The organism is Streptomyces sp. GbtcB7 (genome assembly GCF_019091445.1).
GTDB lineage: Bacteria > Actinomycetota > Actinomycetes > Streptomycetales > Streptomycetaceae > Streptomyces > Streptomyces mirabilis.
The window spans coordinates 206,367-231,404 of sequence record NZ_JAGXJM010000012.1 but is presented as its reverse complement, the minus strand read 5'-3'; the positions used below and the strand labels follow the sequence as shown (position 1 = coordinate 231,404).

The 25,038-nt window shown below is 70.1% G+C and carries 18 protein-coding genes; 12 read left to right on the top strand and 6 right to left on the bottom strand.

Going from position 1 to position 25,038, the window contains the following annotated elements:
• The first annotated feature begins 58 nt into the window (after positions 1 to 58).
• The 3 genes from KVT44_RS21465 to KVT44_RS21455 all read left to right on the top strand — a co-directional run bounded on the left by KVT44_RS21465 (position 59) and on the right by KVT44_RS21455 (position 3,186).
• The gene (locus KVT44_RS21465; protein ID WP_229889292.1) at positions 59 to 532 is read left to right on the top strand and encodes a hypothetical protein; all 474 of its coding nucleotides are present in this window, start codon (positions 59 to 61) and stop codon (positions 530 to 532) included.
• A 115-nt stretch (positions 533 to 647) separates the two neighbouring features.
• Entirely contained in the window at positions 648 to 2,000 is a 1,353-nt protein-coding gene (locus KVT44_RS21460; RefSeq protein WP_254649663.1) for a Dyp-type peroxidase, read from the top strand.
• A gap of 55 nt (positions 2,001 to 2,055) precedes the next feature.
• On the top strand, positions 2,056 to 3,186 hold the full coding sequence (locus KVT44_RS21455) for a catalase family protein (RefSeq protein WP_217568174.1): 1,131 nt from the start codon (positions 2,056 to 2,058) through the stop codon (positions 3,184 to 3,186).
• An 81-nt stretch (positions 3,187 to 3,267) separates the two neighbouring features.
• On the opposite strand, the gene greA is transcribed toward KVT44_RS21455, so the two are convergent.
• Positions 3,268 to 3,765, bottom strand: a complete 498-nt coding sequence (gene greA, locus KVT44_RS21450) for a transcription elongation factor GreA (protein WP_054234773.1) — start codon at positions 3,763 to 3,765, stop codon at positions 3,268 to 3,270.
• A gap of 211 nt (positions 3,766 to 3,976) precedes the next feature.
• A complete protein-coding gene (locus KVT44_RS21445) occupies positions 3,977 to 4,378 on the bottom strand; it encodes a DUF4307 domain-containing protein (protein WP_099920914.1) in 402 nt (133 codons plus the stop codon).
• Positions 4,379 to 4,537: 159 nt separating this feature from the next.
• On the opposite strand from KVT44_RS21445, the gene mca reads away from it, so the two are divergent.
• Positions 4,538 to 5,398: a mycothiol conjugate amidase Mca gene (mca, locus tag KVT44_RS21440; RefSeq protein ID WP_190172310.1), complete on the top strand. Its 861-nt coding sequence runs from the start codon at positions 4,538 to 4,540 to the stop codon at positions 5,396 to 5,398.
• Positions 5,391 to 5,666 (top strand): hypothetical protein, encoded by a 276-nt coding sequence (locus KVT44_RS21435; RefSeq protein WP_079174528.1) that lies wholly within the window; start codon positions 5,391 to 5,393, stop codon positions 5,664 to 5,666. The genes mca and KVT44_RS21435 overlap by 8 nt, the downstream gene beginning before the upstream one ends.
• Before the next feature lie 133 nt (positions 5,667 to 5,799).
• On the opposite strand, the gene KVT44_RS21430 is transcribed toward KVT44_RS21435, so the two are convergent.
• The 3 genes from KVT44_RS21430 to KVT44_RS21420 are packed head-to-tail and all read right to left on the bottom strand — an operon-like array spanning position 5,800 to position 12,163.
• Positions 5,800 to 7,110, bottom strand: coding sequence for a hypothetical protein (locus tag KVT44_RS21430; RefSeq protein WP_217568173.1), 1,311 nt, complete (start codon positions 7,108 to 7,110; stop codon positions 5,800 to 5,802).
• A 5-nt stretch (positions 7,111 to 7,115) separates the two neighbouring features.
• Positions 7,116 to 8,927 (bottom strand): tetratricopeptide repeat protein, encoded by a 1,812-nt coding sequence (locus KVT44_RS21425; protein WP_217568172.1) that lies wholly within the window; start codon positions 8,925 to 8,927, stop codon positions 7,116 to 7,118.
• Positions 8,928 to 8,962: 35 nt separating this feature from the next.
• Positions 8,963 to 12,163 (bottom strand): tetratricopeptide repeat protein, encoded by a 3,201-nt coding sequence (locus KVT44_RS21420; RefSeq protein ID WP_217568171.1) that lies wholly within the window; start codon positions 12,161 to 12,163, stop codon positions 8,963 to 8,965.
• 251 nt (positions 12,164 to 12,414) lie between these two features.
• On the opposite strand from KVT44_RS21420, the gene KVT44_RS21415 reads away from it, so the two are divergent.
• From KVT44_RS21415 to KVT44_RS21385, 7 genes are all read left to right on the top strand, one after another.
• On the top strand, positions 12,415 to 13,554 hold the full coding sequence (locus KVT44_RS21415) for a recombinase family protein (protein ID WP_308314062.1): 1,140 nt from the start codon (positions 12,415 to 12,417) through the stop codon (positions 13,552 to 13,554).
• Positions 13,555 to 13,691: 137 nt separating this feature from the next.
• Positions 13,692 to 15,722 (top strand): thioredoxin domain-containing protein, encoded by a 2,031-nt coding sequence (locus KVT44_RS21410; protein WP_217568169.1) that lies wholly within the window; start codon positions 13,692 to 13,694, stop codon positions 15,720 to 15,722.
• Between the two features lie 202 nt (positions 15,723 to 15,924).
• Positions 15,925 to 17,178: a glycosyltransferase gene (locus KVT44_RS21405; RefSeq protein WP_075032331.1), complete on the top strand. Its 1,254-nt coding sequence runs from the start codon at positions 15,925 to 15,927 to the stop codon at positions 17,176 to 17,178.
• Between the two features lie 154 nt (positions 17,179 to 17,332).
• Positions 17,333 to 19,003 (top strand): glycosyltransferase family 39 protein, encoded by a 1,671-nt coding sequence (locus KVT44_RS21400; protein WP_099920906.1) that lies wholly within the window; start codon positions 17,333 to 17,335, stop codon positions 19,001 to 19,003.
• On the top strand, positions 19,000 to 20,205 hold the full coding sequence (locus tag KVT44_RS21395; protein WP_217568168.1) for a glycosyltransferase family 2 protein: 1,206 nt from the start codon (positions 19,000 to 19,002) through the stop codon (positions 20,203 to 20,205). Before KVT44_RS21400 ends, KVT44_RS21395 begins: the two co-directional genes overlap by 4 nt.
• Before the next feature lie 143 nt (positions 20,206 to 20,348).
• Entirely contained in the window at positions 20,349 to 22,616 is a 2,268-nt protein-coding gene (locus tag KVT44_RS21390; protein WP_254649696.1) for a galactose oxidase early set domain-containing protein, read from the top strand.
• Positions 22,617 to 22,891: 275 nt separating this feature from the next.
• Entirely contained in the window at positions 22,892 to 24,163 is a 1,272-nt protein-coding gene (locus tag KVT44_RS21385; protein ID WP_217568166.1) for a glycosyltransferase 87 family protein, read from the top strand.
• A 95-nt stretch (positions 24,164 to 24,258) separates the two neighbouring features.
• Here the strand turns inward: KVT44_RS21385 and KVT44_RS21380 are convergent, their stop codons facing one another.
• A complete protein-coding gene (locus tag KVT44_RS21380) occupies positions 24,259 to 24,990 on the bottom strand; it encodes a Mut7-C ubiquitin/RNAse domain-containing protein (RefSeq protein WP_217568165.1) in 732 nt (243 codons plus the stop codon).
• Positions 24,991 to 25,038 lie beyond the last annotated feature (48 nt).

The window sequence follows — 25,038 nt, the reverse complement described above, 5'->3', positions numbered from 1 at the left end:
TGGGGTCTGTAACGAGTTCACCGTCTTTACCAAGATCAAGCCGGGCCATGCAGATGCGTTGCGTGAGGATCTCGCCGCGATGGCCGATGCGGCGGCTGACGAGAACGTCCATGCCGCGCTGCGCCAGATCGGCACCCTGCATGACGCACGGCACGTGATCTTCGACAACGACACCCGGTTCATGTTCGCCAGCGTCTTCGACGGCTCCTGGGACACGTACATCGACGACTTCGCCCAGACGGTGGTCGGGGCCCGCTTCGACAAGGTCTTCTCGCACAGCGAAGGGTTCCCCGGCGTCACCGATCCAGGGGTGAAGGACTGGTTCGTCGCTCACCAGGAGCCCGCGGGGGTCTTCGTCAGCGCCTATCCCGATCTGACCGTTCAGCAGATCTACAAGGACCACCGCGTGGAGGAGGCGTTCGAGGCGGTGCTGGACACCGCTGAGTTCCGGGCGGCGCTGGACAACCCGGCCAACGCGGAGTTGGTGGCCACGCCGGCCTTCCAGAAGCTGCTGGAGGAAGCCGCGGCGTAGAAGTCGGACACGACCGACCCATCAGAGCCGACCCGACGTCGGTGGACCGCGTCGGGCGCGGGTCGGCCGCTGCACGTCCGCCCACGCAGAGGCCGACAGGGAGGCACAGGCGATCATGAACACGGTGGCAAGCAGCAGCGCGGCCGGCATGGGCGTCGAGATCGACGACGTCCAAAGCGGGGCACTGCGTCCACGGCCTGTGCCGTACGAGGGGAAGTTCATCTTCCTGCGCGTAGATGACCGCCATGCCGGGCGCGCCCTGCTGCGGCGGCTGCTCCCGGTGACGGCGGGTGGTCTGCCCAGCGTGGACCGGAGCCAGGACGCCTGGGTGGCTGTGGCGTTCACCTACCAGGGACTGAGGGCCCTGGGGGTGCCTCAGGAGTCGCTGGACAGCTTTCCGCGGGCGTTTCGTGAGGGCATGGCCGCTCGGGCGGAGCTGATCGGCGACGTGGGCGAGAGCGATCCGGCCCACTGGGAGGCACCGTTCGGAACGGGCGATGTCCATATCGCGTTGAGCGCTCTCTCCTCCGACGAGGCGCAGCTGGTCAAGGAGCTGGAGCGGGCCCGCGTCGCCTACGAGGACACGCCCGGTGTCCAGGTGATCTGGCAGCAGGAGGTCCACCAGCTCCCGACCGGGCGCACCACCTTCGGCTTCCGCGACGGCATCAGCCACCCGAACATCGAGGGCGTCGGACTGCCCGGCTCCAACCCGCAGGAAGCCCCGATCAAGGCCGGCGAGTTCATCCTCGGCTACCCCGACGAGACCGGCAATCTGCCGCCCATGCCCAGCCCCGATGTGCTGGGGCGCAACGGAACCTACGCGGCCGTTCGCAAGATCCACACCAACGTGGCGGCCTGGCGGCAGTACCTGCGTGCGAACACCTCCACCGCCCAGGAGGAGGCACTCCTGGCGGCGAAGATGGTCGGGCGCTGGCCGAGCGGGGCGCCGCTGACGCTGAGCCCGGAGCACGATGATCCGGAGCTGGCGGCCGATCCGCACCGCAACAACAACTTCCAGTACCGGGAGAACGACGATCGCGGCTTCCGGTGCCCCGCCGGTGCGCACATCCGGCGCACCAACCCCCGCGACTCCACCATCATCGGCGACGCACGGATGCACCGCCTCATCCGCCGCGGCACCACCTACGGCCCGCCGTTGCCGGAGGGCGTGCTGGAGGACGACGGCGCCGACCGGGGTCTGGTCGGAGTCTTCCTCGGAGCACACCTTGAACGACAGTTTGAATTCATCAAGGCCGAGTGGGTCAACGACGGCAACTTCATCGGCTACCCCGGCGAGAAGGACCCGGTAGCCGGGCATCACGGCGGAACCGGCAGCGTCACCATCCCGGAGAAGCCGGTCCGGCGTCGCCTGCGGAACCTGCCCAGCTTCGTGGTCACCCGGGGCGGTGAGTACTGCTTCGTGCCGGGTCTGCGTGCCCTGCGCTGGCTCGCCGAACTGGAGGACTGAGGGAAATTCCTGCGCGCTGAGTCCCCGGCACGGTCTCTGAGGAGAGGTCGACGTCATGGCAGCACAGTTCGTCCGCTACACGCCGGACGTCGAAGATGACGATCCGCACTTCGACCAGAACGTGCGGACAGTGATCGAGAAGACCGAGAGCTACATCGCCGAGTCGGTCAAGGCCGGTGGCACCGGACGGGCCCTGCGCGACGCCCACGCCAAGGGCTACGGGCTGGTCCGGGGGGAAGTGCAGATCCTGGACGGGCTTCCGCCCGAGTACGCCCAGGGAATCTACGCGACTCCGGGAACCCACGATGCGCTCATCCGCTTCTCCAACGGCTCGCCTCACGCCGGAGCCGACGCGCGACTGGGCGCCGCCACCGGACTGGCGCTGAAGATCTTCGACATCCCCGGCCCGACCCTGCTGGAAGACGAACCGGACTCGGGCACGTTCGACTACGCCAACATCAACGGACCGATCTTCTTCTGCAACACGGTCGAGCACTACCTGTTCATCCAGGAACTGTTCCTGAACGCGCCGGCCTACTTCTCCCAGGGCCGACCCGGCGCGCATCGCTTCTTCACCGAGTTCGTGACCGGCAAGGGAACGCTGGACCAGGACAACTGGGCGTGGGACGAGTTCCTGGCCTTCCTGCGCCTGTCGAAGACCCCTCCGGCGAACCTGCTGCTGTCGAGCTACTGGACGATGGGCGCGGTCCGGCACGGGGACTACATCGCCAAGGTGCGCATCACCCCCGACCCGTCCTTCGCCGCCGCGGTGGTCCGGCGCACCATCGACCCGGCCTCCGCGCAGGAGGTCTTCCGACCCGCCCTGCAAGCCGAGCTGCAGGAGCGGCCCTACGCCTTCGACATCCAGGTGCAGCTCTGCACCGACCTGGAGCGCATGCCGGTGGAGGACACCACCGTGGAGTGGCCCGAGCAGCTCTCGCCGTCCGTCACCGTGGCCAGACTGCGGCTGCCGCAGCAGGACATCTCCGGCCCGGAAAACCTGGAGAAGATGGACTCACTGTCCTTCACACCCTGGCGGGTCACCGCCGAGCACGCCCCCCTGGGCAACATCATGCGGTCCCGCAAGGAGGTCTACCGGCGATCCTCCATCGAGCGCCACAAGCTCAACCAGCAGCCGCGCACCGAGCCCCGCAGCGCCGACGAGGTACTTGGCCCGGCCCCATGAATCCGACGGTGACGGCGGTGCCGCGGGCATGACGATGCCCCCGGCGCGGCCGGGGGCATCGTCGCAGTGGTCGGTCCCGGCTCAGCCCTTGTAGGGCTCGGCCTTGAGGATCTTCACCGAGGCGAGCTTGCCGTTGGGCAGCTCGTACTGGGCGTCCTCGCCGATCTTCTTGCCGTTCACGCCGGAGCCCAGGGGGGACTGGGGCGAGTAGGTCTCGATGTCGGCGCTGGCGTACTCGCGCGAGGCGAGCAGGAAGTCCAGCGTGTCGTCCTCGTCGCCGTCGAAGGCGATGGTGACGACCATGCCGGGGGCGACCATGCCGTCCGCCGCGGGGGCCTCGCCCACCTTGGCGTTCTCCAGGAGCTGGGTCAGCTGGCGCACACGGAGCTCCTGCTTGCCCTGCTCTTCCTTGGCCGCGTGGTACCCGCCGTTCTCGCGCAGGTCGCCCTCCTCGCGCGCGGCCGCGATCTTGGCGGCGATCTCCGTGCGCGCGGGACCAGACAGGTAGTCCAGCTCGGCCCTGAGCTGGTTGTACGCCTCCTGGGTCAGCCAGGTGACGTTCTCGCTGGTCTGGGTCACAGGTGCTCCTCGTAGGTACTGGGAATACAAAGCATCGCCCTACCCAGAAGAATGTGCTTTCACGGGTGGGCGAAACCACGAGCCTAACAATTCCCGGGCAGAAGGGGGAGGACATAAGACATCAGAATTACGTCAACGCAGGTCAGCGCTTAGGTGCCACGGGTGATGCCGGAGGTGGCGGGCGGTGCAAGGGGGACGACAGCGGGTGGTGTCAGTCGGCGTGGCAGCCGAGCAGCTCCGCCGTGCCGCCGCGGGAGGTGGTACGGAGCGTGACGACCTTGTCGATACGGGAGGAGTCCTGGTCGAAACGGAAGTCCGCGCGGCCCACCTCGCTGCCGTCGTCGGCCTGTGAGCGCAGCGTGCAGTAGCCGTGGGCGCCCGCGTCCTTGCGCACCTCCAGGTGCACCTCGACCGCGTTGTCCGAGACGGCCTTGAAGGTGATCACCTCGGCGCTGATCTTGTTCGAGAAGACGTAGTAGTACGCGAACCAGCCCATCAGGGCGAGCAGGGCCACGCCCAGCACACTGCCGATGACCTTGAGTTTCCGGTCCGCGCGCTCGTCCTCGGAGCGGCCGTACCGGCCCTCGGGCAGCTGTGTGCTCGCCGTGCTCATGATCGTCCTCTCGGGGACGGGGTCCCGGAATTATTCGTCCCCCGATTCCGTCACTATAGAAGCCGCCCATGACGCCGAAACACGCCGGGCGCCGACTTGCCGACTGGCCTCACCGGCCGACTTACTGAGGATCGAGTCTTGACTGACCAGCTGCGACTGATGGCCGTGCACGCCCACCCCGACGACGAGTCGAGCAAGGGCGCGGCCACCATGGCGAAGTATGTGTCCGAGGGGGTGGACGTGCTGGTCGTGACCTGCACGGGCGGGGAGCGCGGCTCCATCCTCAACCCGAAGCTCCAGGGCGACCAGTACATCGAGGAGCACATCCACGAGGTACGCAAGAAGGAGATGGACGAGGCCCGCGAGATCCTCGGCATCAAGCAGGAGTGGCTCGGATTCGTGGACTCCGGCCTTCCGGAAGGTGACCCGCTGCCGCCGCTCCCCGAGGGCTGCTTCGCGCTCGAGGACGTGGACAAGGCGGCCGGAGAGCTGGTCAGGCAGATCCGCTCGTTCCGTCCGCAGGTGATCACCACGTACGACGAGAACGGTGGTTATCCGCACCCCGACCACATCATGACCCACAAGATCTCGATGGTGGCGTTCGAGGGGGCGACGGACACCGAGAAGTACCCGGAGTCCGAGTACGGCCCGGCGTTCCAGCCGCAGAAGCTCTACTACAACCAGGGCTTCAACCGCCCGAGGACCGAGGCATTGCACCACGCCCTCCTTGAGCGCGGTCTGGAGTCGCCGTACGGGGACTGGCTGAAGCGGTGGAGCGAGTTCGAGCGCACCGAGCGCACGCTGACGACGCACGTTCCGTGCGCGGACTTCTTCGAGATCCGTGACAAGGCGCTGATCGCGCACGCCACGCAGATCGACCCCGACGGCGGCTGGTTCAAGGTCCCGATGGAGATCCAGAAGGAGGTCTGGCCGACTGAGGAGTACGAGCTCGCCACCTCCCTGGTCGATACCTCCCTCCCCGAGGACGACCTCTTCGCGGGCATCCGCGACAATGCCTGATATGAGCGCAAGCCTGGCACTGACGCACCTCGTTCCCCTCGCCAAGGAGGTCGACGAGAACAAGGTCACCCCCGGCGTCCTCGGTTTCATCGTCTTCGCGGCGTTGGCCCTGGCGGTGTGGGGCCTGATGAAGTCCATGAACCGGCACATGGGGAAGGTCACCTTCGAGGAGGACCCGGAGAAGCCCGAGAAGGGTGCCGTGGCCTCCGGCAAGGGGAGCGGCTCCGGTGCCGGTCCCGGCGGGAAGGCCTCGCCCGCGAAGGGCTGAGCCCGGTGTGCGGACTCCGGCCACGGGCGGCCGGAGTGTGCACCCTCACCCTCGGCACCGTCCTCTCGTACGAAGGGGTCCCCTCCGTACGCAGGGGCGGCCGTCGGCGTGGTCGTACCGTGGCTGGCCGTGGTCACACCGTGGCCCGCTCCAGCCTGTTGTCCATGCCGCACTGCAGGGCGTACGCGAAGCCGAGCGGGTTGCTCCACGCGTCGGCGAAGTGCCGGGCGAGTCCGTGGACGATCTCGCCCGCGGTCTCCCGGCCGCCGAGATAGCGGGTGACGTACGCGTGGGCGTACTCGGCGGCGAACAGTTGCGGCATCTCGATCTGCGGCCCCAGCACCCCGCCCGCGCCCGCCTCGATGAGCGCGCCGCCCAGGCGCGCCGGCTCGGCGGTGGCGGGCAGCCCGGCGTAACCGGCGTTGAGGAACACCAAGGGGCGCTGCGCGAGCGGGGGGTCGGCGGGGCCGCGCTCGGCGAGGACCGCAGGGACGTCGATGTCCTTGCCGTCGCTCAGCCGAAGGACGAACAGCGGGGCGCTGTCGTCGGCGACGGGTCTGAAGTGCCCGTGGCACCAGAAGTACATCAGCTGCTCGTCGAGCCCGCCGGAGCGCAGGGCGCGCAGCAGTTCGTCGCGCAGGGCGCGTTCGACGCGGACGGTGCCGGTGGCGAGGGCGCTTGCGACCTCGGCGGCCCGGGTGACGCCCTGCGGGTCGATGCCCTTGTCGTGATTCAGGCTCACCACCGGTGACAAGGGCGGCGGCGGGGTGTCGTGCTCGTCGCCGGCGGGGACCGGGAAGCGCGGGTGGTGGCCGCCGGTCTGTTCGATCTGGTGCCGGTAGCCGAGGAAACGGCGGAAGGCGTCGCCGCCGGGACCGTCGGGCCCGTTCGCGGTGTCCTCGGGCAGAGCGAGCATCGGCCAGGGCAGGAACAGGTCGGAGTCGACACGGATGCGCAACGGCTCCTCGCGGCTCAGCGCGTCGGTCAGGATCGCGCCGAAGCGCCGGGTGTCCCGGCCGCCGTCGCCGAGCAGCTCCCCGTACAGCAGGTGCGAGCCCTGGCGGGCGAGCTCGTCGAGGATCCCGCGCAGTTCCTGCCGGGGCTCGCCGGTGAGATCCGGGCAGGTGGCATACGGGAAGTGGGGGCGGCCCCCGACCGGGATCCCGTGCTCGTCGACGGGCTGGAAGTCGACCAGCTCCCGTTTCCACAGCGCCCGCAGATGCGCCGCGGCGGCGGTGACGGCGGCCGGCTTCACATTCAGCCGCAGCGCGTGCTCGGTCGCGGACGGGGGCGCGGCCGGGCCGTACATCCGGGCCCGGATGTGGTCGTCGGCGTGGGCGTCGAGGGCGAGGACCAGATCCGGGTGACGGACGGTGGGGGCCGGACGGCGGGTGAAGCCGCGGCTGGGGTCCTGGACGACCTGGCTGAGAAGTTCGCGGGCCATCGGGCTCAGGCCCTCCGCGCGGACGGGCGGGGCGCGGTGGGCCGGTGCGGCCCCGGATCGGACGGGACGACGTCGATCTCGGCCTCGACCTGCTGGAGGACGGTCCCGGTGACGGGGTCCTCGACGGTGAAACGCAGCCGGTGCGAGCCGGGGCGGTGCGGGGTGAAGCGGAACTCCGCCCCGTCGGCGGGGACGCCGTGCGCGGGGTCGATCTCCGCATGGCCGAGGGAGGTCGCGCGGGCCGTGAGCGGGGGGAGCGGGGTGGTGGACCACGGGTGTTCGGGCCCGGGTACGACCTGGAGGGCGATACGGGCGGGCACGTCCGGGACGGGTACGTCGTCGAGAAGGGTCAGCCGGACATGGGCCCTGGAGTCGTCGGGGCGGTCGCGGTCACCGGGGCGTGGGAAGCCGGGCCGCGGTTCGGGCTGGGTGTCGCGGGCGGCGCGCGGGATCAGCGGTTCGCCGGCCTCGGTCCACCCGAGCGTGTCCAGCAGGGCGGCGGGGTAGCGGCAGGCCAGTTCGTACGGCGGCTCGCCGCCCGGGGGCGGTCCGGCTTCGACGAGGTCCACCCAGGCCTCGCCCGCCTCGTCGCCGATCCCGTGGAACACATGGCGGATCTCGGCCGCCCACTCGCCGTTCAGGAAGCGGTGGGCGGGGGAGCGGAGCGCGTACTCGAGCATGGTCCAGGCCCGCCCGTGCGGGCAGTCCGCCTCTTCGAAGACTGCCAAGGCCCCCTCGAACAGCCGGTCGGCCTCACGCCGACGCTGGTCCGTCCCGCCCGTCCTGCCCGTCCTGCCCGTCTCGTCCACGCCGTCCGTCCCGTCCGTACGGGCCAGGGTCAGCGCGTGGTGGTGCAGTGTCCATGCCGTCCCGAGCCGGTCGGAGACCTCATGGAAGCGGCCCTGGACGTTCGCGAACTCCTCCTGCCAGGGGAAGCCGGGCTCGTCCGCCCGTGCCACGGTCCACCACAGGTGCGCCCACGCGGCGCCGCGCCGGTCGCCCGCGCGCTCGTGCAGCCGACGCGCCTCGGCGAGGGCGTCCGGGTCCGGGACGCCCGACCGAGTGGCCAGCCGCGCGAGTTCGCCGTCCGCCCACGCCTCGCCCGGCGTCTCACCGACCGCCAGGAACCTCTCCCGCGCGGCGTGCAGCAGCCTCCGCGCGTCCTCGGCCCGGCCGCGTAATCGGCACATCCGCCCGTACAGGAAGACCGCCCACGCCTCGCCGCGCCGGTCGCCCGCGACCTGGTGGGCCTCCACGGCCCGCCTCAGCAGTGGTCCGGCCGGGCGCGGATCGCCCCGGTCGCAGTGGACGGCGGCCCGGGTGAGCAGCGCCCAGCCGTCGGCGCACCGGTCGGAGGGGAGGGCGGAGAGGCGCTGCTCGGCCTCGCCGAGGCGGCCCCTGCGGTAGGCGGTGACAGCCCGTTCGAGGAGGACCGTGTGGTTGTCGGGGGCGCGCGTCGACGGTGGAGCGGCGTCCTCCCGGGCGTCCGTCGAGCCCACCAGGAGGAAGGACTCCGACCCGGCGAAGGCGCTGATCAGATCGGAGAGAAGGGACCCGTCCGCCGCCCTTGCGGAGACTCCGTCCACCACCACGACGCAGGGGTGTACGACGAACCCGCCCCGGCAGGCCTCGGAGACCGCGTCCGCCACCCGAAAGCGGTACACCGGAAGTCCCGCCTCGTGCGCGACCTCTCGTGCCACGGCGTCGAGAAACGCGGACCGGTCCGCGTCGGCTGCGCCGCCCATCACCAGGAGCCGTCTGGTCTCCAACTCCCGCCGTGCCGCGGCGAGGTCGCGTGTGTGCCCGACGAACGACACCGAAGTCCCCCTCGTACCCGAACATCCCCACCGAGCTAGCGCGCCGCGGTCACCGCCACCCCCATGACCTCCCGGGCGTGCCGGCTCGGCACCATTCCCAGGCGCCAAGCCTGCCATCCCGCGTCCAGGTCGACCCCCCGTTCCAGCAAGAGTTGGTAGGCCTCCACGTAGTCGTCGAGCTTTCCGTCGCGGAGCGGGTGGCCGGTGCGGGAGAGCTGCGCCAGTTCCTCCTGGGCGACGGCGCTGCCCACTTCGAGGCCGCCCGGGGAGCCGTACGGCAGAAGGGTGCACCTCAGGAACCTGGCCCAGTCCTCCCCGCGCCGGTCCCCGTACGAGGCGAACAGGCCGGCCGCCTCGTCGCACAGGGCGAGGGCCACCGGCGTACGGGCGTTTCCGGCGTCGACCACCGCGAGCTCCAGGCAGGTCCACGCCTCGCCGTGGGCCACGCCGATGCGCTGGAAGTCGGCGCGCGCGTCCACCAGGAGCTGGCGGGCGAAGCCCGAGTTGCGCAGGGAGCCGGTCTGGGCGGCCCGTTGGTCGCGGGTGACGCGCGCCGAGTGGTGGCGGGCGCAGGCGAGCCCGTACACGTCCCGCATCCGCGAGAACATCGTCCGGGAGCGTTCCAGTTCACGGACCGCCTGGTCCAGGTTGCCGGTCTCCTCCAGGGACTGGCCCAGGTAGTAGATCGTCCATGCCTCGCCGCGCGCGTCCTCGTTCTCCCGGTGCCGGGAGGCCGCCTGGCGCAGGCCCTCGGCCGCGGTGGACGGGTCGCCGTCGACGAGGCGGGCGCGGGCCAGCTGGGTCAGGGCCCAGGCCTCGCCGCGGGCGTCGCGCGTACGGCCGTACAGGTCGAGGGCGTCACGCAACTCCCGTTCCGCGCGCGGAACGTCGCCCATCCGCAGGCCCAGCTGGCCGAGCTGGAAGTGGGCCCACGCCTCGCCGTGCACGGACTCGCCCGCGCGGTGCAGGACCAGGGCCTCGGTGAGCAGGTCCAGGGCGAGGGCGAGATGGCCCCGGTCGCGCTCCACGGCGGCCAGCGCGTGCATCGTCCAGGCCCGGTCCGCCGCCAGCTCGGGGGAGGCCTGCAGGTCCATGGCCTCCTGGAGCTTGGCGGCCGCCTCGGTGAGGTTGCCCTGGTGGTGCAGGGTGATACCGAGGGAGCACAGGGCCCGGGCCGCGCCCGCGTCGTGGTGCGCCTCGAAGTAGAGGTTCACCACGGAGGACAGCGTGGTGTGGGCCTTGTCCAGCTCGCCGAGCTGGCGGGCCGCGATACCGGTGCGCCACTGCACCGAGCGCACCAGCAGGCCCTGGTCGACGGCCTGCGTCAACTCGCTGATCTCGCCCAGGCGGTAGAGGTCGCCGCGCAGCAGGCAGTAGTCGCACAGGGCGCCGAGGAGGTTCAGTACGGCCGCCTGGTTCACGCCTTCCGCGTGGCGCAGGGCGGCCGTGATGAAGCTCGACTCGTCGTCCAGCCAGCGCAGGGCCGCGTCGAGGGACGTGAAGCCGTGCGGCCCGAACTGATCCGCCCGCGTCGACGTCTTGCCGTCGACCAGGCGGATCACCGAGTCGGCCAGCTCCGCGTAGTTCACGATCAGGCGCTCCTGGGCCGCCGTCCGCTCGGACGGCTCCTCCTCGTCGAGCAGCCGTGCCTGGGCGAAGCCCCTGACGAGGTCGTGCAGCCGGTAGCGGCTGCCGCGGACGTGGTCGATGAGGCCCGACTGCGCGAGCGCGGTCAGATGGCGGGTGGCCTCCTGTTCGTCCGTCGCCAGCAGGGAGGCAGCGGCGGCGGCGCCGAGCGAGGCCCGGCCGGCCAGCGCCAGCCGGCGCAGCAGGCGCCTCGCGGTGTCGGTCTGGTCGGTGTAGCGCAGCCACAGCACCCGCTCGACCGGCTCCACGGGGCCGTACGCGCCGAGGTCGGAGGCCAGTTGGCGCGGGGTGCGCGGGCCGAGGGAGGAACCCGCGATGCGCAGGGCGAGGGGGAGGCTGCCGCACAGCTCCCGTACCTGGTCGGAGGCTTCGGCGTCGTACGGGTCCGGCTTCTCCTGCGCCGCCGCGTTCAGCAGTTCTTCGGCGCCCGCCGCGTCCAGGGCGTCGACCGGGAGCTGGTGCACCCAGGCGGGGAGGTCGGCGGGCAGGTCGAGCGGTTTGCGGGCCGTGACCAGGACCAGGCTGTCCGAGCGCTCGGGGACCAGGGCGCGGACCTGCTCGGCGTCGCTCGCGTCGTCGAGGACGATCGTGACCGGCAGGCCCGTCAGGTGCTGGTGGTACAGCTCGCTGAGGCGTCTGACCTGCTGGTCCTGCGAGGAACGCTCACGGAAGAGGAGCTGCTCGCGGGGTGCGCCGAGCCGGTTGAGGAGGTGGAGCATGGCGTCGCGGGTGGTGAGGGGCGGCTCCTCGGTGCTGTCGCCGCGCAGGTCCACCACGCACGCGCCGCGGAACTGGTCCTTCAGGCTGTGCGCCGCCCGGATCGCGAGGGTGCTGCGGCCTGAGCCGGGGGCGCCGTGCAGGACGACCACGGTCGGCTTCGTCTCGGTGCTGGCGCGGGCCGCGTGCACCCACTGCGCCACCCGGGACAGCTCGGTCCGGCGCCCCGTGAACGGGCCGGCCGGCTCGGGAAGCTGCCCGAACGACTGCTCCAGTACGTTGCGTCTGCGCGCGGCGGCACTCTTGTCGGTGCGCCGCAGCTGGGGAGCGCCCTGCTTGGCCCCCGCGGAGGCGCTGAGCACCCGCTGCTGATCGAGGAACGGCCGGATGCCCCGTACCTCCAGCGCCGTCAGCCACTGGAGCCGCAACTGCTCGGGGCCGCCCGGCTGGCCCAGGGCTCCCGCCCGGCGGCTCGCGGCCGGTACGTGCGAGGCGGTCACCTTGAGCACGGTGGCCGCCGCGCCCACCACGGCGACGGTCGCCCCGGCGCCGACGGCCGTTCCGGCGCCCGTGCCCAGCGCCAGGTCCGCCGCGCAGGCCGCGACGGCGGCAACCACCGCCACCAGCAGGGCAGTTCCGGCGCCCTCCCGGGCGTACCGCTGTCCGAACGTCAGCCGGCCGGCCTCCGCCTCGTCCAGCGCCCGGGTGTACGCCCCGTACTCCTCGGCGGCGGCCTCTGCCATGGTGTCGAGCGCGGCCCGGGCCCGCGACAGCAGCACGGCCCCGTCGCTCCGCCCGCCCGAGCGCCGTACCTCTTCCTCCACGGCCCGGGTCAACAGCCGCTCGGCCTCCGCCCGATGGCCTTCCCGCATGTCACGTCCCCCTCCGGCGGCAACTCGCTTGCGTTCAAGTGTCCTTGGTGGGGGACGTGAGCGCGAGTGGGCCGCGATCGCGAGGCTGGTTCGGTGACTTGGAGATCACTCGCTCGTTCTTGTGACTGTCGGTCTAAAAGTCGAACGGGGGAGATCGTGAACTACCTTGCCGCGCACGAGCCGACGGGCTTGATCCCGGTCGTGTCCTATGCGCGGACGTCCGAGACGTCCGTCAGCGTGATGGGCACGGAGTGCGCTATCAGTTGCGGATCAATGAGCGGACCGCACGTGAACATGGCTGCACGGTGGTTGCGACGTACACCGACAACGGGCTTAGCGCCTCCAAGGAGGGGGCGGTGAGGCCTGGGTTCGACAGCCTGTTCGTCGACCTGGCCCGCGGGTGCACCGGCAGCGGACAGCCGATCTCCGGGGTCGTCTCAGTCGCGGACGACCGGCTGTATCGCCGAGTGGAGGATCTCGCCCGGTTCTTTGCCGCACTGACCAGTCGACCAGGGCGTATTCATGTCGATCCACGGGGTGTCCGGGACCCGTATTCGCAGGAGGGCCTGTTGCACGCTGTGCGATCGCTGGACGCGGCGGTCACGGAAACGCGGATAAGGAGTCGCCGGCTGTTGGACTGGCACTGGGCTCGCGCCATCGAGGGTGTGCCGCACAGCGGGCCGCGTCCCTTCGGCTGGCAGGAGGACAGGATCACCCCGCATTCTGAGGAGGCGAAGCTCGTCCGGCAGGCGATCATCGACCGACTCGGAGGGAAGGCGGTCCGGGCCATCGCGCGTGAGTGGTGCGGACTGGGGGTGGAAGGCACCCGTGGCGGTAGGCCCAACGCCCAGACCGTGACGCAGATCATGACCACACCCAGGGTGTGCGGCTTTCGGGCCAACAGAGGCGAGCTGCTGCTGGTCCCGGAGACGGGGCAGTCGGTCCTCGGCCTGTGGGAACCCATCGTCGTGCCGAACCAGTGGCACGCGGTGTGCGCGACGTTTTCGCCCGGCAGCCTCTACCTGCACAGGGGCAGTGGTACGCCGAGACTCACAGGGAGGGGGACCGCTCCCCGGCACCTCGCCAGCGGCTTCCTTCGGTGTGGGGCGGAGCTACCGGACGGCACGACGTGTGGCGGCGCGCTGTGTGCCCAGAAGGGCAGAAGCAAGAGGAGCCCTTACGTGTACTCCTGTCGCGTTGCAGGCCATGCAGCATCAGCGGGCCGCTGGCCGACGAGACCCTTGAACGACAGCTTTTCTCCGAGGCGAGAGGGGAGGCACGGCTGTCGGCGGCCGTGCGACACCGCTGGCAGTCCGGTGAGCTGGGCCTCGAAGAGAAACGAGAGATCATCGCGTCGGTCTTCACGCGCTGTCTCGTCCGACCTGGTGTGAAGGGAGACCATTCGTGGGACTACTCGCGGATTGAGCCCGTGTGGCGCTGCGCTGATTAGGTAGCGCCGGCATGAGCGACCGTCCGAGGGTCGGGCCGCCCCACGACTGGATGGCCCCCGTCAGGCAGGATGGATGACATGCCGAACCGACTGGCCCATGAGACGTCCCCCTACCTGCTCCAGCATGCCGACAACCCCGTCGACTGGTGGCCCTGGTCGGCCGAGGCCTTCGAAGAGGCCCGTGAGCGGGGCGTGCCCGTGCTGCTCAGCGTCGGCTATTCGTCTTGTCATTGGTGCCATGTCCTCGCACGGGAAAGTTTCGAAGACGAACAAATCGCGGCGTACATGAATGCTCACTTTGTGAACATCAAGGTCGACCGCGAGGAGCGGCCCGACGTCGACGCCGTCTACATGGAGGCCGTGCAGGCGGCCACGGGGCAGGGCGGATGGCCCATGACCGTGTTTCTCACGCCGGATGCGGAGCCCTTCTATTTCGGGACGTATTTTCCGCCCGCGCCCCGGCACGGGATGCCGTCGTTCCGGCAGGTGCTGGAGGGGGTGCGCGGGGCCTGGGCCGACCGTCGGGGCGAGGTCGCCGAGGTCGCGGGGAAGATCGTGCGGGATCTCGCCGAGCGGGAGATGAGCTTCGGGAGCGGCGAGGTGCCCGGCGAGGAGGACCTGGCCGGTGCGCTGCTCGGGCTCACCCGGGAGTACGACGCCTCGCGCGGCGGCTTCGGGGGCGCGCCCAAGTTCCCGCCGTCCATGGTGATCGAGTTCCTGCTGCGGCACCACGCGCGGACCGGTTCCGAGGGCGCTCTCCAGATGGCGCAGGACACCTGTGAGCGGATGGCGCGGGGCGGGATCTACGACCAGCTGGGTGGGGGGTTCGCGCGGTACTCCGTGGATCGCGAGTGGGTTGTGCCCCATTTCGAGAAGATGTTGTACGACAATGCGCTTTTGTGCAGGGTGTATGCGCATCTCTGGCGCACCACCGGCTCCGAGCTCGCCCGTCGCGTCGCCCTGGAGACCGCCGACTTCATGGTGGGCGAACTCCGCACGAACGAAGGCGGGTTCGCCTCCGCGCTCGACGCCGACAGTGACGACGGCACGGGCAAGCACGTCGAGGGTGCGTACTACGTGTGGACCCCGCGGCAGCTGCGCGAGGTGCTCGGCGCGGAGGACGGCGAACTCGCCGCCCGGTACTTCGGGGTGACGGAGGAGGGGACCTTCGAAGAGGGCTCCTCCGTGCTGCAACTGCCGCAGCAGGACGAGTTGTTCGATGCGGAGAAGACGGCCGGCATGCGGCGTCGGCTGCTCGCCGCGCGGGCCGAGCGGCCCGCTCCCGGGCGCGACGACAAGATCGTCGCCGCCTGGAACGGGCTCGCCGTCGCCGCCCTCGCGGAGACCGGCGCCTACTTCGACCGCCCCGACCTCGTGGACGCCGCGATCGCCGCCGCGGATCTCCTCGTACGGGTGCACATGGACGACCGGGCGCGACTGTCCCGTACCAGCAAGGGCGGGCAGGCCGGGGCCAACGCGGGGGTGTTGGAGGACTACGCCGACGTCGCCGAGGGGTTCCTCGCGCTGGCCTCCGTCACCGGGGAAGGGGTGTGGCTGGAATTCGCCGGGTTCCTGCTGGATCAGGTGATCACGCAGTTCACCGATCCAGAGTCCGGTGCGCTGTACGACACCGCGGCCGACGCCGAGCGCCTCATCCGCCGGCCCCAGGACCCCACCGACAACGCCACGCCCTCCGGCTGGAGCGCGGCGGCCGGTGCCCTGCTGAGCTATGCCGCCCAGACCGGCGCCGAGCCCCATCGGACCGCCGCCGAAAGGGCGTTGGGCGTCGTGAAGGCGCTCGGGCCGCGCGCTCCCCGTTTCATCGGCTGGGGGCTCGCGGTGGCGGAGGCGCTGCTCGACGGGCCGCGTGAGATCGCGGTCGTGGGGCCGGAGGGGCATCCCCTGACAAAAGCCCTGCACCGGACGGCCCTGCTCGGTACCGCGCCGGGCGCCGTGGTCGCCGTGGGCACTCCGGAGAGTGACGAGCTGCCGCTCCTCGCGGACCGCCCCCTCGTGCAGGGCGAACCCGCCGCGTATGTCTGCCGTAACTTCACTTGTGACGCTCCGACGACCGACCCCGACCGGCTCCGAACGGCTCTGAGCAGCTGAAACGCAGATCATCAGACTGCTCATCAACCGGCTGAAACGCGACCAGTGTTCGAATTGTTCAGCAAATGATCCGACTGTGATGAAACACGCTCTTCACCAGATCAGCCTGTGCGCTTCACAGATCGCCCATAGTCTCGGCACCGTGACGCGGCGGATGTGACACATCGTCGCGACTGGGGGTTTTGGGATCTGGGGGGATCTGTTGCTCACGTCTGTCTTTATTGCTGCCGTTTCACTGGCCCTGTTCTGGATGGCGGCGTTCACGCTCTGGTGGCAGATGCACGCGTGGCGCACGCCCGAGGTGCTGGCGTCCACCCGGTTCAGCAGACCGGACGGCGATGACCGGCTGGCGTTCTCCCTGCTGCTGCCGGCCCGCCACGAACAGGCCGTGCTCGACCACACCATCCAGCGACTGCTGGAATCGAGCCACACCGACTTCGAGATCATCGTCATCGTCGGGCACGACGATCCGGAGACCACCGAGGTCGCCCGGCAGGCCGCGGCGCGCGACGAGCGGGTGCGGGTCGTCGTCGACCACCACGAGAAGAAGAACAAGCCCAAGGCCATGAACACGGCGCTGCCGCACTGCCGCGGCGACGTCGTCGGGGTCTTCGACGCCGAGGACCAGGTCCATCCGGAGCTGCTCGCCCATGTCGACCACGCGTTCCGCACGACGGGTGCGGACGTCGTCCAGGGCGGGGTCCAGCTCATCAACTTCCACTCCAACTGGTACAGCCTGCGCAACTGCCTGGAGTACTTCTTCTGGTTCCGCTCGCGGCTGCACCTGCATGCGCAAAAAGGGTTCATCCCGCTCGGTGGCAACACCGTCTTCGTACGGACGGACGTACTGCGGGAAGCGGACGGCTGGGACCCCGAGTGCCTCGCCGAGGACTGCGACCTGGGGGTGCGGCTCTCCAGCGTCGGCAAGAAGGTCGTCGTCGCCTACGACTCCGACATGGTGACCCGGGAGGAGACCCCGGGCAGCCTGGTGTCGCTGATGAAGCAGCGCACCCGGTGGAACCAGGGCTTCCTGCAGGTCTACCGCAAGAAGGACTGGAAGCAACTGCCCGGCTTCGGACAGCGGTTGCTCGCCCGCTACACGCTGATGACGCCGTATCTGCAGGCCGTCTCCGGGGTGGTCATCCCGCTCAACGTGGCCATCGCGCTCTTCCTCGACGTGCCCGTCGGGATCGCCTTCATCACCTTCCTGCCGGCCGTGACCGCCCTGGTCACCTTCGTCTTCGAGCTCGTCGGACTGCACGACTTCGGCAAGCAGTACGGGCTGCGCGTCCGGTTCGTCCACTACCTGAAGCTCGTGGTCGGTGGCCCCTTCTATCAGGTGCTCCTCGCCGGTGCGGCCGTCCGTGCCGTATGGCGTGAGCAAAGGGGCCGCAACGACTGGGAGTTGACCAGTCATGTCGGCGCGCACCTCACCGAGGCCGAAGCGACCCACTAGGACCTGAGGCCACCCGCCGGGCGTCCCCGCCGGCGGGCAGGACTTGGTTCCGTACGCCTTGGTTCCGCATGCCCCGGTTCCGCAGGCCTTGGTGCCGCAGTCCTTGGGCCCGAACATCCCGAACGTACCGAAAGTCCCGAGAGGACCATCCCGCGTGACCTCGACACTTCCCGCGGTGACCACGTCCACGGTCCCCGCGACGCGACCCGCCGCGCCCGACATCGTCCACGATCACCCGCCGCTCCAGCGGCTGCGCACCTCGCGCGCCGACCTGCTGCTGTGTGGCGCCCTGCTGCTGGCGATCATCGTCGTGCAGGGCTGGAACATCACCGACTACCCGACACTCAGCGACGACGAGGGCACCTATCTCGCCCAGGCGTGGGCCGTGCAGCAGGGCAAGGGCCTCGCGCACTACACGTACTGGTACGACCACCCGCCCCTGGGCTGGATCCAGATAGCCGCCCTGACCTGGATCCCCGCCCACATCAGCCCCTCGCTGATGACGGTCGGCTCGATGCGCGTCGCGATGCTCGCGGTCAGTGCCGCCAGCGCGGTCCTGCTGTACGTCCTCGCGCGCCGTCTCTCGCTGCCGCGCTGGGCCGCGGGCCTCGCGATGGTGCTCTTCGGGCTCTCCCCGCTGTCGGTGGTGCTCCAGCGCGAGATCTTCCTCGACAACATCGCGGTGATGTGGACGCTGCTCGCGTTCTGCCTCGCCGCGTCCCCGAGCCGCCACCTCTGGCACCACTTCGGGGCGGGCATCGCGGCCGCGGCCGCCGTGCTCACCAAGGAGACGATGCTCGTCGTCCTGCCCGCGCTCCTGGTCACCATGTGGCGCCACGGCCACCGCGACACCCGCAAGTTCGCGCTCACCGGAGCCATCACCGCCTGCGTCCTGATCGGCCTCGCGTACCCGCTGTTCGCCCTGCTCAAGGGCGAGCTGTTCCCGGGCGCGGGCCATGTCTCGCTCTGGGACGGCATCACGTACCAAATGAGCCGCCCCGGCTCCGGCTTCATCCTCGACCCCGGCTCCGGCTCGTACGGTGTGCTGCACTCCTGGCTCTACTACGACCGGGTGCTGATCATCGGAGGCCTCGCCGGAGCGCTGCTGCTCCTGGCCACCTGGCGCTGGTCCGTCACCGCCCGCGCCCTCGCCGGACCCGCCCTCACGGTGGCGATCCTCGCCCTGGTGGCGCTGCGCCCGAGCGGCTATCTGCCCGCGATGTACATCATCCAGGCGCTGCCGTTCCTCGCGCTGGTCCTCGCCGGAGGCGCCGCCAGCCTCGCCCATCTGGTGCTGCGCAGGTGGCGGAGCGACGAGGAGAAGCCGTACGTCACCTGGGGACGGCGGGTGACGGCGGCCGCGCTCGTGGCGGTCGCCGCGCTCTATGTGCTGCCGCACTGGTACGACGGCGACCACACCGCCGTGACCGCCGACGCCAACGCCCCCTACCGGGCGGCGGCGACCTGGCTGAAGACCGAGGTCCAGGATCCGGCGGACACCCGGGTCCTGGTCGACGACGCCCTCTGGCTCGACCTGGTCCACGACGGCTACCGGCCCGGGCTCGGCGTCATCTGGTTCTACAAGGCGGACCTCGACCCCGCGGTGACCAAGACGATGCCGCGCGGCTGGAAGGACATCGACTACGTCGTCGCCTCTCCGACGGTGCGGCGTGACGCGGTCGACCTGCCCAACGTCAAGGCGGCCATCGAGCATTCGACGCCGGTCGCCACCTTCGGCAAGGGCGCCGACCGGATCGAGATCCGGCAGATCGACGAGAGCACGGGAAACACCATGACCACGACGACGTCCGGGGGCAGTCGATGAGCAGCTTCGAGAGCACCGTCCCCGGGGAGCTCGGCGATCCCGCCGTACGGGCGGTCGAGGTGCCCGAACCGGGCGCCGTCACCATCGTCGTACCGACCTTCAACGAGTCCGCGAACATCCGCGAACTCCTGCGCCAGATCACCGAGTCGGTGCCCGCCCGGCTGCCCTGCGAGGTCGTCTTCGTGGACGACTCCACGGACGACACCCCCGAGGTGATCTCCCGGGAGGCGCGGGACTGCCCGTTCCCGGTGACCGTGCTGCACCGCGAGGAAGCCGTGGGCGGGCTCGGCGGCGCCGTCGTCGAGGGGCTGAAGGCGGCGAGCTCCGACTGGATCGTCGTCATGGACGGCGATCTCCAGCATCCGCCGTCCCTGATACCGGAGTTGGTGGCCTCGGGGGAGCGGTCCGCCGCCGGGCTCGTCGTCGCCAGTCGGTACATCAAGGGCGGCAGCCGCGAGGGCCTCGCGGGCGGTTACCGCATCGCCGTCTCGCGCGGCGCGACCTGGCTGACCAAGACGCTCTTCCCGCGCCGACTGCGCGGTATCAGCGATCCGATGAGCGGCTTCTTCGCGATCCGCCGCAGCGCGGTCACCGCCGAGATCCTGCAGCCGCTCGGCTACAAGATCCTCCTCGAACTCGCCGTCCGCAGCCGCCCCCGCGAGGTCACCGAGGTGCCCTTCGTCTTCCAGGACCGGTTCGCGGGCGAGTCCAAGTCGACCGCGCAGGAGGGCTTCCGGTTCCTGCGTCACCTCGTCGGGCTGCGCACCGCCTCGCCGGTCGCCCGGATGGTCGTCTTCGGCCTGATCGGCGCCACCGGCTTCCTGCCGAACCTGATCGGCCTGTACGCGCTCACCGCCGCCGGCATGCACTACGTACCGGCCGAGATCCTCGCCAACCAGTTGGGCGTCGCCTGGAACTTCCTGCTCATCGAGCATCTGCTGTTCCGCGAGCGCCGAAAGCATCGCAGTTGGTGGGACCGGGTGGGCCGGTTCGCGCTGCTCGCCAACGCCGACCTGGTGCTGCGCATCCCGCTGATCGCCCTGTTCGTCGGCCACTTCGGGATGGGCGCCCTGTCCGCCACCGCGCTGGCCCTGGTGATGACGTTCGTCCTGCGCTTCGTGGGCACCGAGGCGCTGGTCTATCTGCCGCGCCGCAGCAGTGGGACCCCGGGCGGGAGTCACACAAAAAGGAGAGCCGCGTGAAACATCTCGCACGACCCAGACGGAGAACCTCACTGCTGGCCGTGGCGGGCCTGGCCGCCGGGCTGCTGCTCGTCTCGCCCCAGCCCGCCTCCGCCGCCAACCTCGTCACCAACCCGGGTTTCGAGACCGACGGCACGGACGGCATGCCGTACTGCTGGGAGAAGTCCGGCTGGGGCGACAACGACTTCACCTTCTCCACCGTCGCCGATTCCCACTCCGGCTCCAAGGCCATGAAGGTCACGCTGACCCGGCGCGTCGACGGCGACCGCAAGGCCCTGATCACGGAGTCCGCGACCTGCGCGCCGGTGGTCACCGCGGGCAAGCAGTACGACCTCGGGCTCTGGTACAAGACGACGACGCCCGACGCCGCGATCACGCTCTTCCGGCACGACACCACGGCGGGCTGGCAGTACTGGACGGACCTCAAGACGCTGGACATGGCGGCGGGCTGGACGCAGGCGAGCGTCCGTACGCCCGCCGTTCCGGCCGGTACCGACCGCATCACCTGGGGCGTCTCGGTGTACGGCACCGGCTCGGCGACCACCGACGACTACACGATGGAACAGGTCTCCGACCCGATCCCGCCGGCCACCTGCACCGCCACCGCCGACGAGTGCGCCAACGGCCGCTGGGACGTGCTGCCCACGCAGAACCCGGTGCGCTCCATGCACTCCGTCGTCCTCAACAACGGCAAGGTGCTGCTGATCGCCGGGTCCGGCAACAGCGAGGAGAACTTCGACGCGGGCACGTTCACCAGCGCGGTCTACGACCCGGCGAACGGGACGTACAAGGTGATCCCCACGCCGAAGGACATGTTCTGCTCGGGTCACGTCCAGCTCGCCGACGGGCGGGTGCTGGTGATGAGCGGCAACAAGGCGTTCCCGGTCGCGGGCGGGCACGGCTACGAGGGGTACAAGGACTCGTACATCTTCGACCCGGTCACCGAGACGTACAGCAAGACGAACGACCTGAACGACGGCCACTGGTACCCGTCGGCCACCGAGCTCGGCAACGGTGACGTCATCTCGTTCGGCGGACTGCGCGAGGACTCCACCGGCTCGGTGACGGCCGAGCGCTGGTCGGCGGCGCAGCAGCAGTGGCTGCCGTTCACGCAGGTCAACCAGACCTGGTCGTACTGGGGTCTGTACCCGTCGATGATCCTGATGCAGGACGGGCGGCTCTTCTACTCGGGCAGCCACGTCTTCGGCAACGGCACGCCCGGCACGGGCTCGGCGATCTACGACTACGACGCGAACACCGTCACGGCGATCCCCGGGCTCCAGGACAAGGACGAGCGCGACCAGTCCGCGAGCGTGCTGCTGCCCCCGGCCCAGGACCAGAAGGTGCTGACGATCGGCGGCGGCAACATCGACTCCAACCCGGAGGCGAACCGGCTCACCGACATCATCGACCTGAAGGCCGCGAACCCGGCGTACACCGTCGGCCCGCAGATCCCGCAGGGCACGGTCGACCTCGGCAACGGCAAGGTCGCCGAGACCGGCAACCAGGGCAAGATGTACGTCTCCGCCGTCCTCCTGCCGGACGGCAAGGTGCTGGAGACGGGCGGTGGCCTGCACAACCGCGCCAACCCGGTGTTCGAGGCGTCGATGTTCGACCCGGCGACCTCCACCTTCGACCCGGTGGCCGCCGACCCCGAGGCGCGCGGCTACCACTCCTCCGCGTTCCTGCTGCCCGACGGCCGGGTGATGGCCACCGGCGACAACCCGGGCAACGGCACCTGGAACCACAACGTGTCCATCTACACCCCGCCCTACCTCCTCAAGGGCACCCGTCCGACGATCACCTCGGTGATCGACAACGAGTGGGTGTACGGGGACACGCAGCGCATCACGGTCGACCGGCCCGTCGTGAAGGCCGAGCTGATCCGCCCGGCCGCGGTGACGCACTCCTCCGACCCGAACCAGCGTTTCGTGGATCTGCCCCTGTCGGTGGACGGCAACAACGTCGACCTGAACGTGACGAGCAACCCCAACATGGCCCCGCCCGGTTGGTACATGCTCTTCGCGGTCGACGCCAACGGGGTGCCCTCGGTCGCCAAGTGGGTGCACCTCCAGGGCCCCGCCGCCCTGGCCACGGACACCGCCTCGGCGCACGTCCACTCCTTCGCCGACTCCCTCGAGGGCACGGTCACCAAGGGCGGCAAGAAGCGGACCTCGCAGAAGGTCAGCACCACGATCTCCGGCTGCGACCGGCACTACGGCACGATCAACGTCTGTGTGCCGACCGTCTTCCCGGACGGCGTCAAGAAGACGACGGCCTCGCGCTGCGCGTGGCTGAAGACGAACGACTACGGCCGCCTGAAGGTCAACGGCAAGGACGACCCGCTGGGTCTCGACCCGAACAAGGACGGGGTGGCCTGTGGGAAGGGTGATGTGAGGAAGATGCGCTAGCTTCGACGGCCCGGCAAGATTCACCTCGCATGCGACGGACGGGGAAGGCCAACTGGCCTTCCCCGTCCGTCGCATGCACCCGTAACCCGGCGCCAAGCCCGCCGAACGGGCGAAAAGTGCCGCAGCCGCGCCAGGCGCCCGTGCCCCGAAGCGGTGGCTCCCCTAGGGTTCCCGTGCTCTTTCGTCATCTTTTGGTCTGAAACATCCGACGCCATTCGTCCGGATCTAGGGGCCTTCACGTGCATGCGGTGCGCGGCATGAAGGAAAGGAATCTCATGATCGGCCACCAAGGGGACCGGGAACGACAAGCGGGACCGCTCTTCGAGTGGGGGATCAGCAGACTGCTTTTGCTGATGCTGGTGTTCGGCCTGATCCCCATGCCGGTCGTGGACGGGAACGACGGCGAAATCGCCATCTACCAGGGGTGGCTGCACACCTTTCAGTCCTGGAACTACCCGGTAGGAGACGCCACCTGGCAGTACCCTCCGGGCATGTCTCTGGCGATCCTGGCGCCCGCGCTGCTGCCGGTGGTCACCTACAGGCAGGCTTTCTCCCTGGTCGCCTTCCTGGTCGACGCCGCCGTGTTCGCCGCGCTGGTGCGCACCGGCCGTCGGTCCGGGCGCAGCATGATGGGCGCGTGGGTCTGGACGCTCGGTATCCCACTGCTCGGGTCGATGCCCTACGCGCGCCTGGACATCACGGTCACGGGCATCTGCGTGGCCGCTCTGCTCTGGCTGCCCACCCGTGCTGGAGTCGGGGGCGCCCTGGCCGGTGTCGGGGCAACCATGAAGCTTTGGCCCGTGCTTGTGCTGCTGGGGATCGGGTCAAAAGACGCCGCGCGCACGGCCTGGAAGCGCGCCCTGGGAGTCGCGGCCGCTCTCTCCCTGGCGCTCGGCGCCGTCCTGCCCGGGGCGTGGTCCTTCCTCTCCGGGCAGCGGGACCGCGGTCTCCAGATCGAGTCGTTCGGCGCGCTGCCCTTTCACGTGGCACGCCACTTCGGCTGGCCGGGACAGGTACAACTGTCCTATGGCGCAATGCAGTTCACGGGTCCGTACGTGGAAATCACTGCCCACGCATTCCTGGTCATGAACGTCCTGGGGCTTGCCTGGCTGGTGTGGTTGAGGTTGCGGCTTCCGGCGAGCTTCTTCACCGGCGCTGCTCCCTCCGTCCTGGGCCTTGCGGCTGTGTTGCTCTGCATCTTCACCAGCCGGGTGTTCAGCCCCCAGTTCATGATCTGGGCCGTCGGGCTCGCCGCCGTCGGCACCAGCTGGCGCACCTCCGGGATTCGGGTTCCGGCCCGCATGATCCTCGCGGCGTGCGGATTCACCTTGGTCCTCTACCCGTTCACCTACTGGAACCTCATCAACGGCACCTGGTCGGCCGTCGTCACCCTGGCCGTCCGCGACGCGCTGCTGGTAGCCGCCGCGGTGCTCGTCCTGCGCCGGCTCCGCACCGCGGCTACCGCGGCTGCCGGTACTGAGCCGGTTCAGGCAGGTGGGCTGGTACCACGGCCACATGCGGCGGACGAGGCGGTGGCCACGGGCTGAAGTCCACTGCCGATGTCGTCCCACCTCCCGGGCCTCATACCGCCAACATGTCGCCGACCAGGCAGGACAAGATCAGAGGACCGGACGAAGCACTGCTAGGCCCGGCTCGGGAACTCGGTCAGGGCGCGTTCCACGATGGCCTCCAGGCTGTCGTGGTGCGCGCCCTTCCAGTAGGCGCGCCCGCACTCCTCGCACTGCGCGAACACGTCGTAGGACCGCTCGGTGCCGCCCTCCAACTGGTCCACGACCTGCTCCTTGGCGGCCTCCTTGAGCAGGCCGTTGCAGGCGGTGCAGCGCGTCCAGGGCCGCAGCTCGGGTGCGAACCGGCCCAGCACGTCACGGAGTTGGTCATCGGGCCGGGTGCTGTAGATGAACGCCCCCGCCCACAGCTCGCGGCGGCGCAGCAGCCCCCGGTCGCGGCTGAGCATCACGCGCCGCTCGGCGGCGGAGCGCGCGGCGAGGGCCGGGTCGCCGATGTCCGTCGACTCGTACGCCGCGTCGACCCCGAGGAGGCGCAGCCGGCGCGCGAGGGTGCCGAGGTGGACGTCGAGGAGGAAGCGCAGCGGGGCGCCGGGAACCCGCTGCGGGCGCTCGACCGCCCGTACGTCGACGCTCTCGCCGGCCCCCGGGAGGTGCGAGACGGGCACCTCGCGGCCGTCCACGACGAGGGCGCCGACCTCGGTCAGCGGGACGCCGAGCGACTCGACGACATGCCCGAGGGTGGAGGAGCCGTCGGTGGCGACCGCCGTGGCTCCCGAACGACGCCTGTGCGGTACGAACATCCCCAGCTCGGGGGCGAAGGCGACATGGATCTCCGGTCCGTTCACCCGGTCAGGATGTCATGATCCCTTCGAGACCGGCAGGGAGTTTGTAGG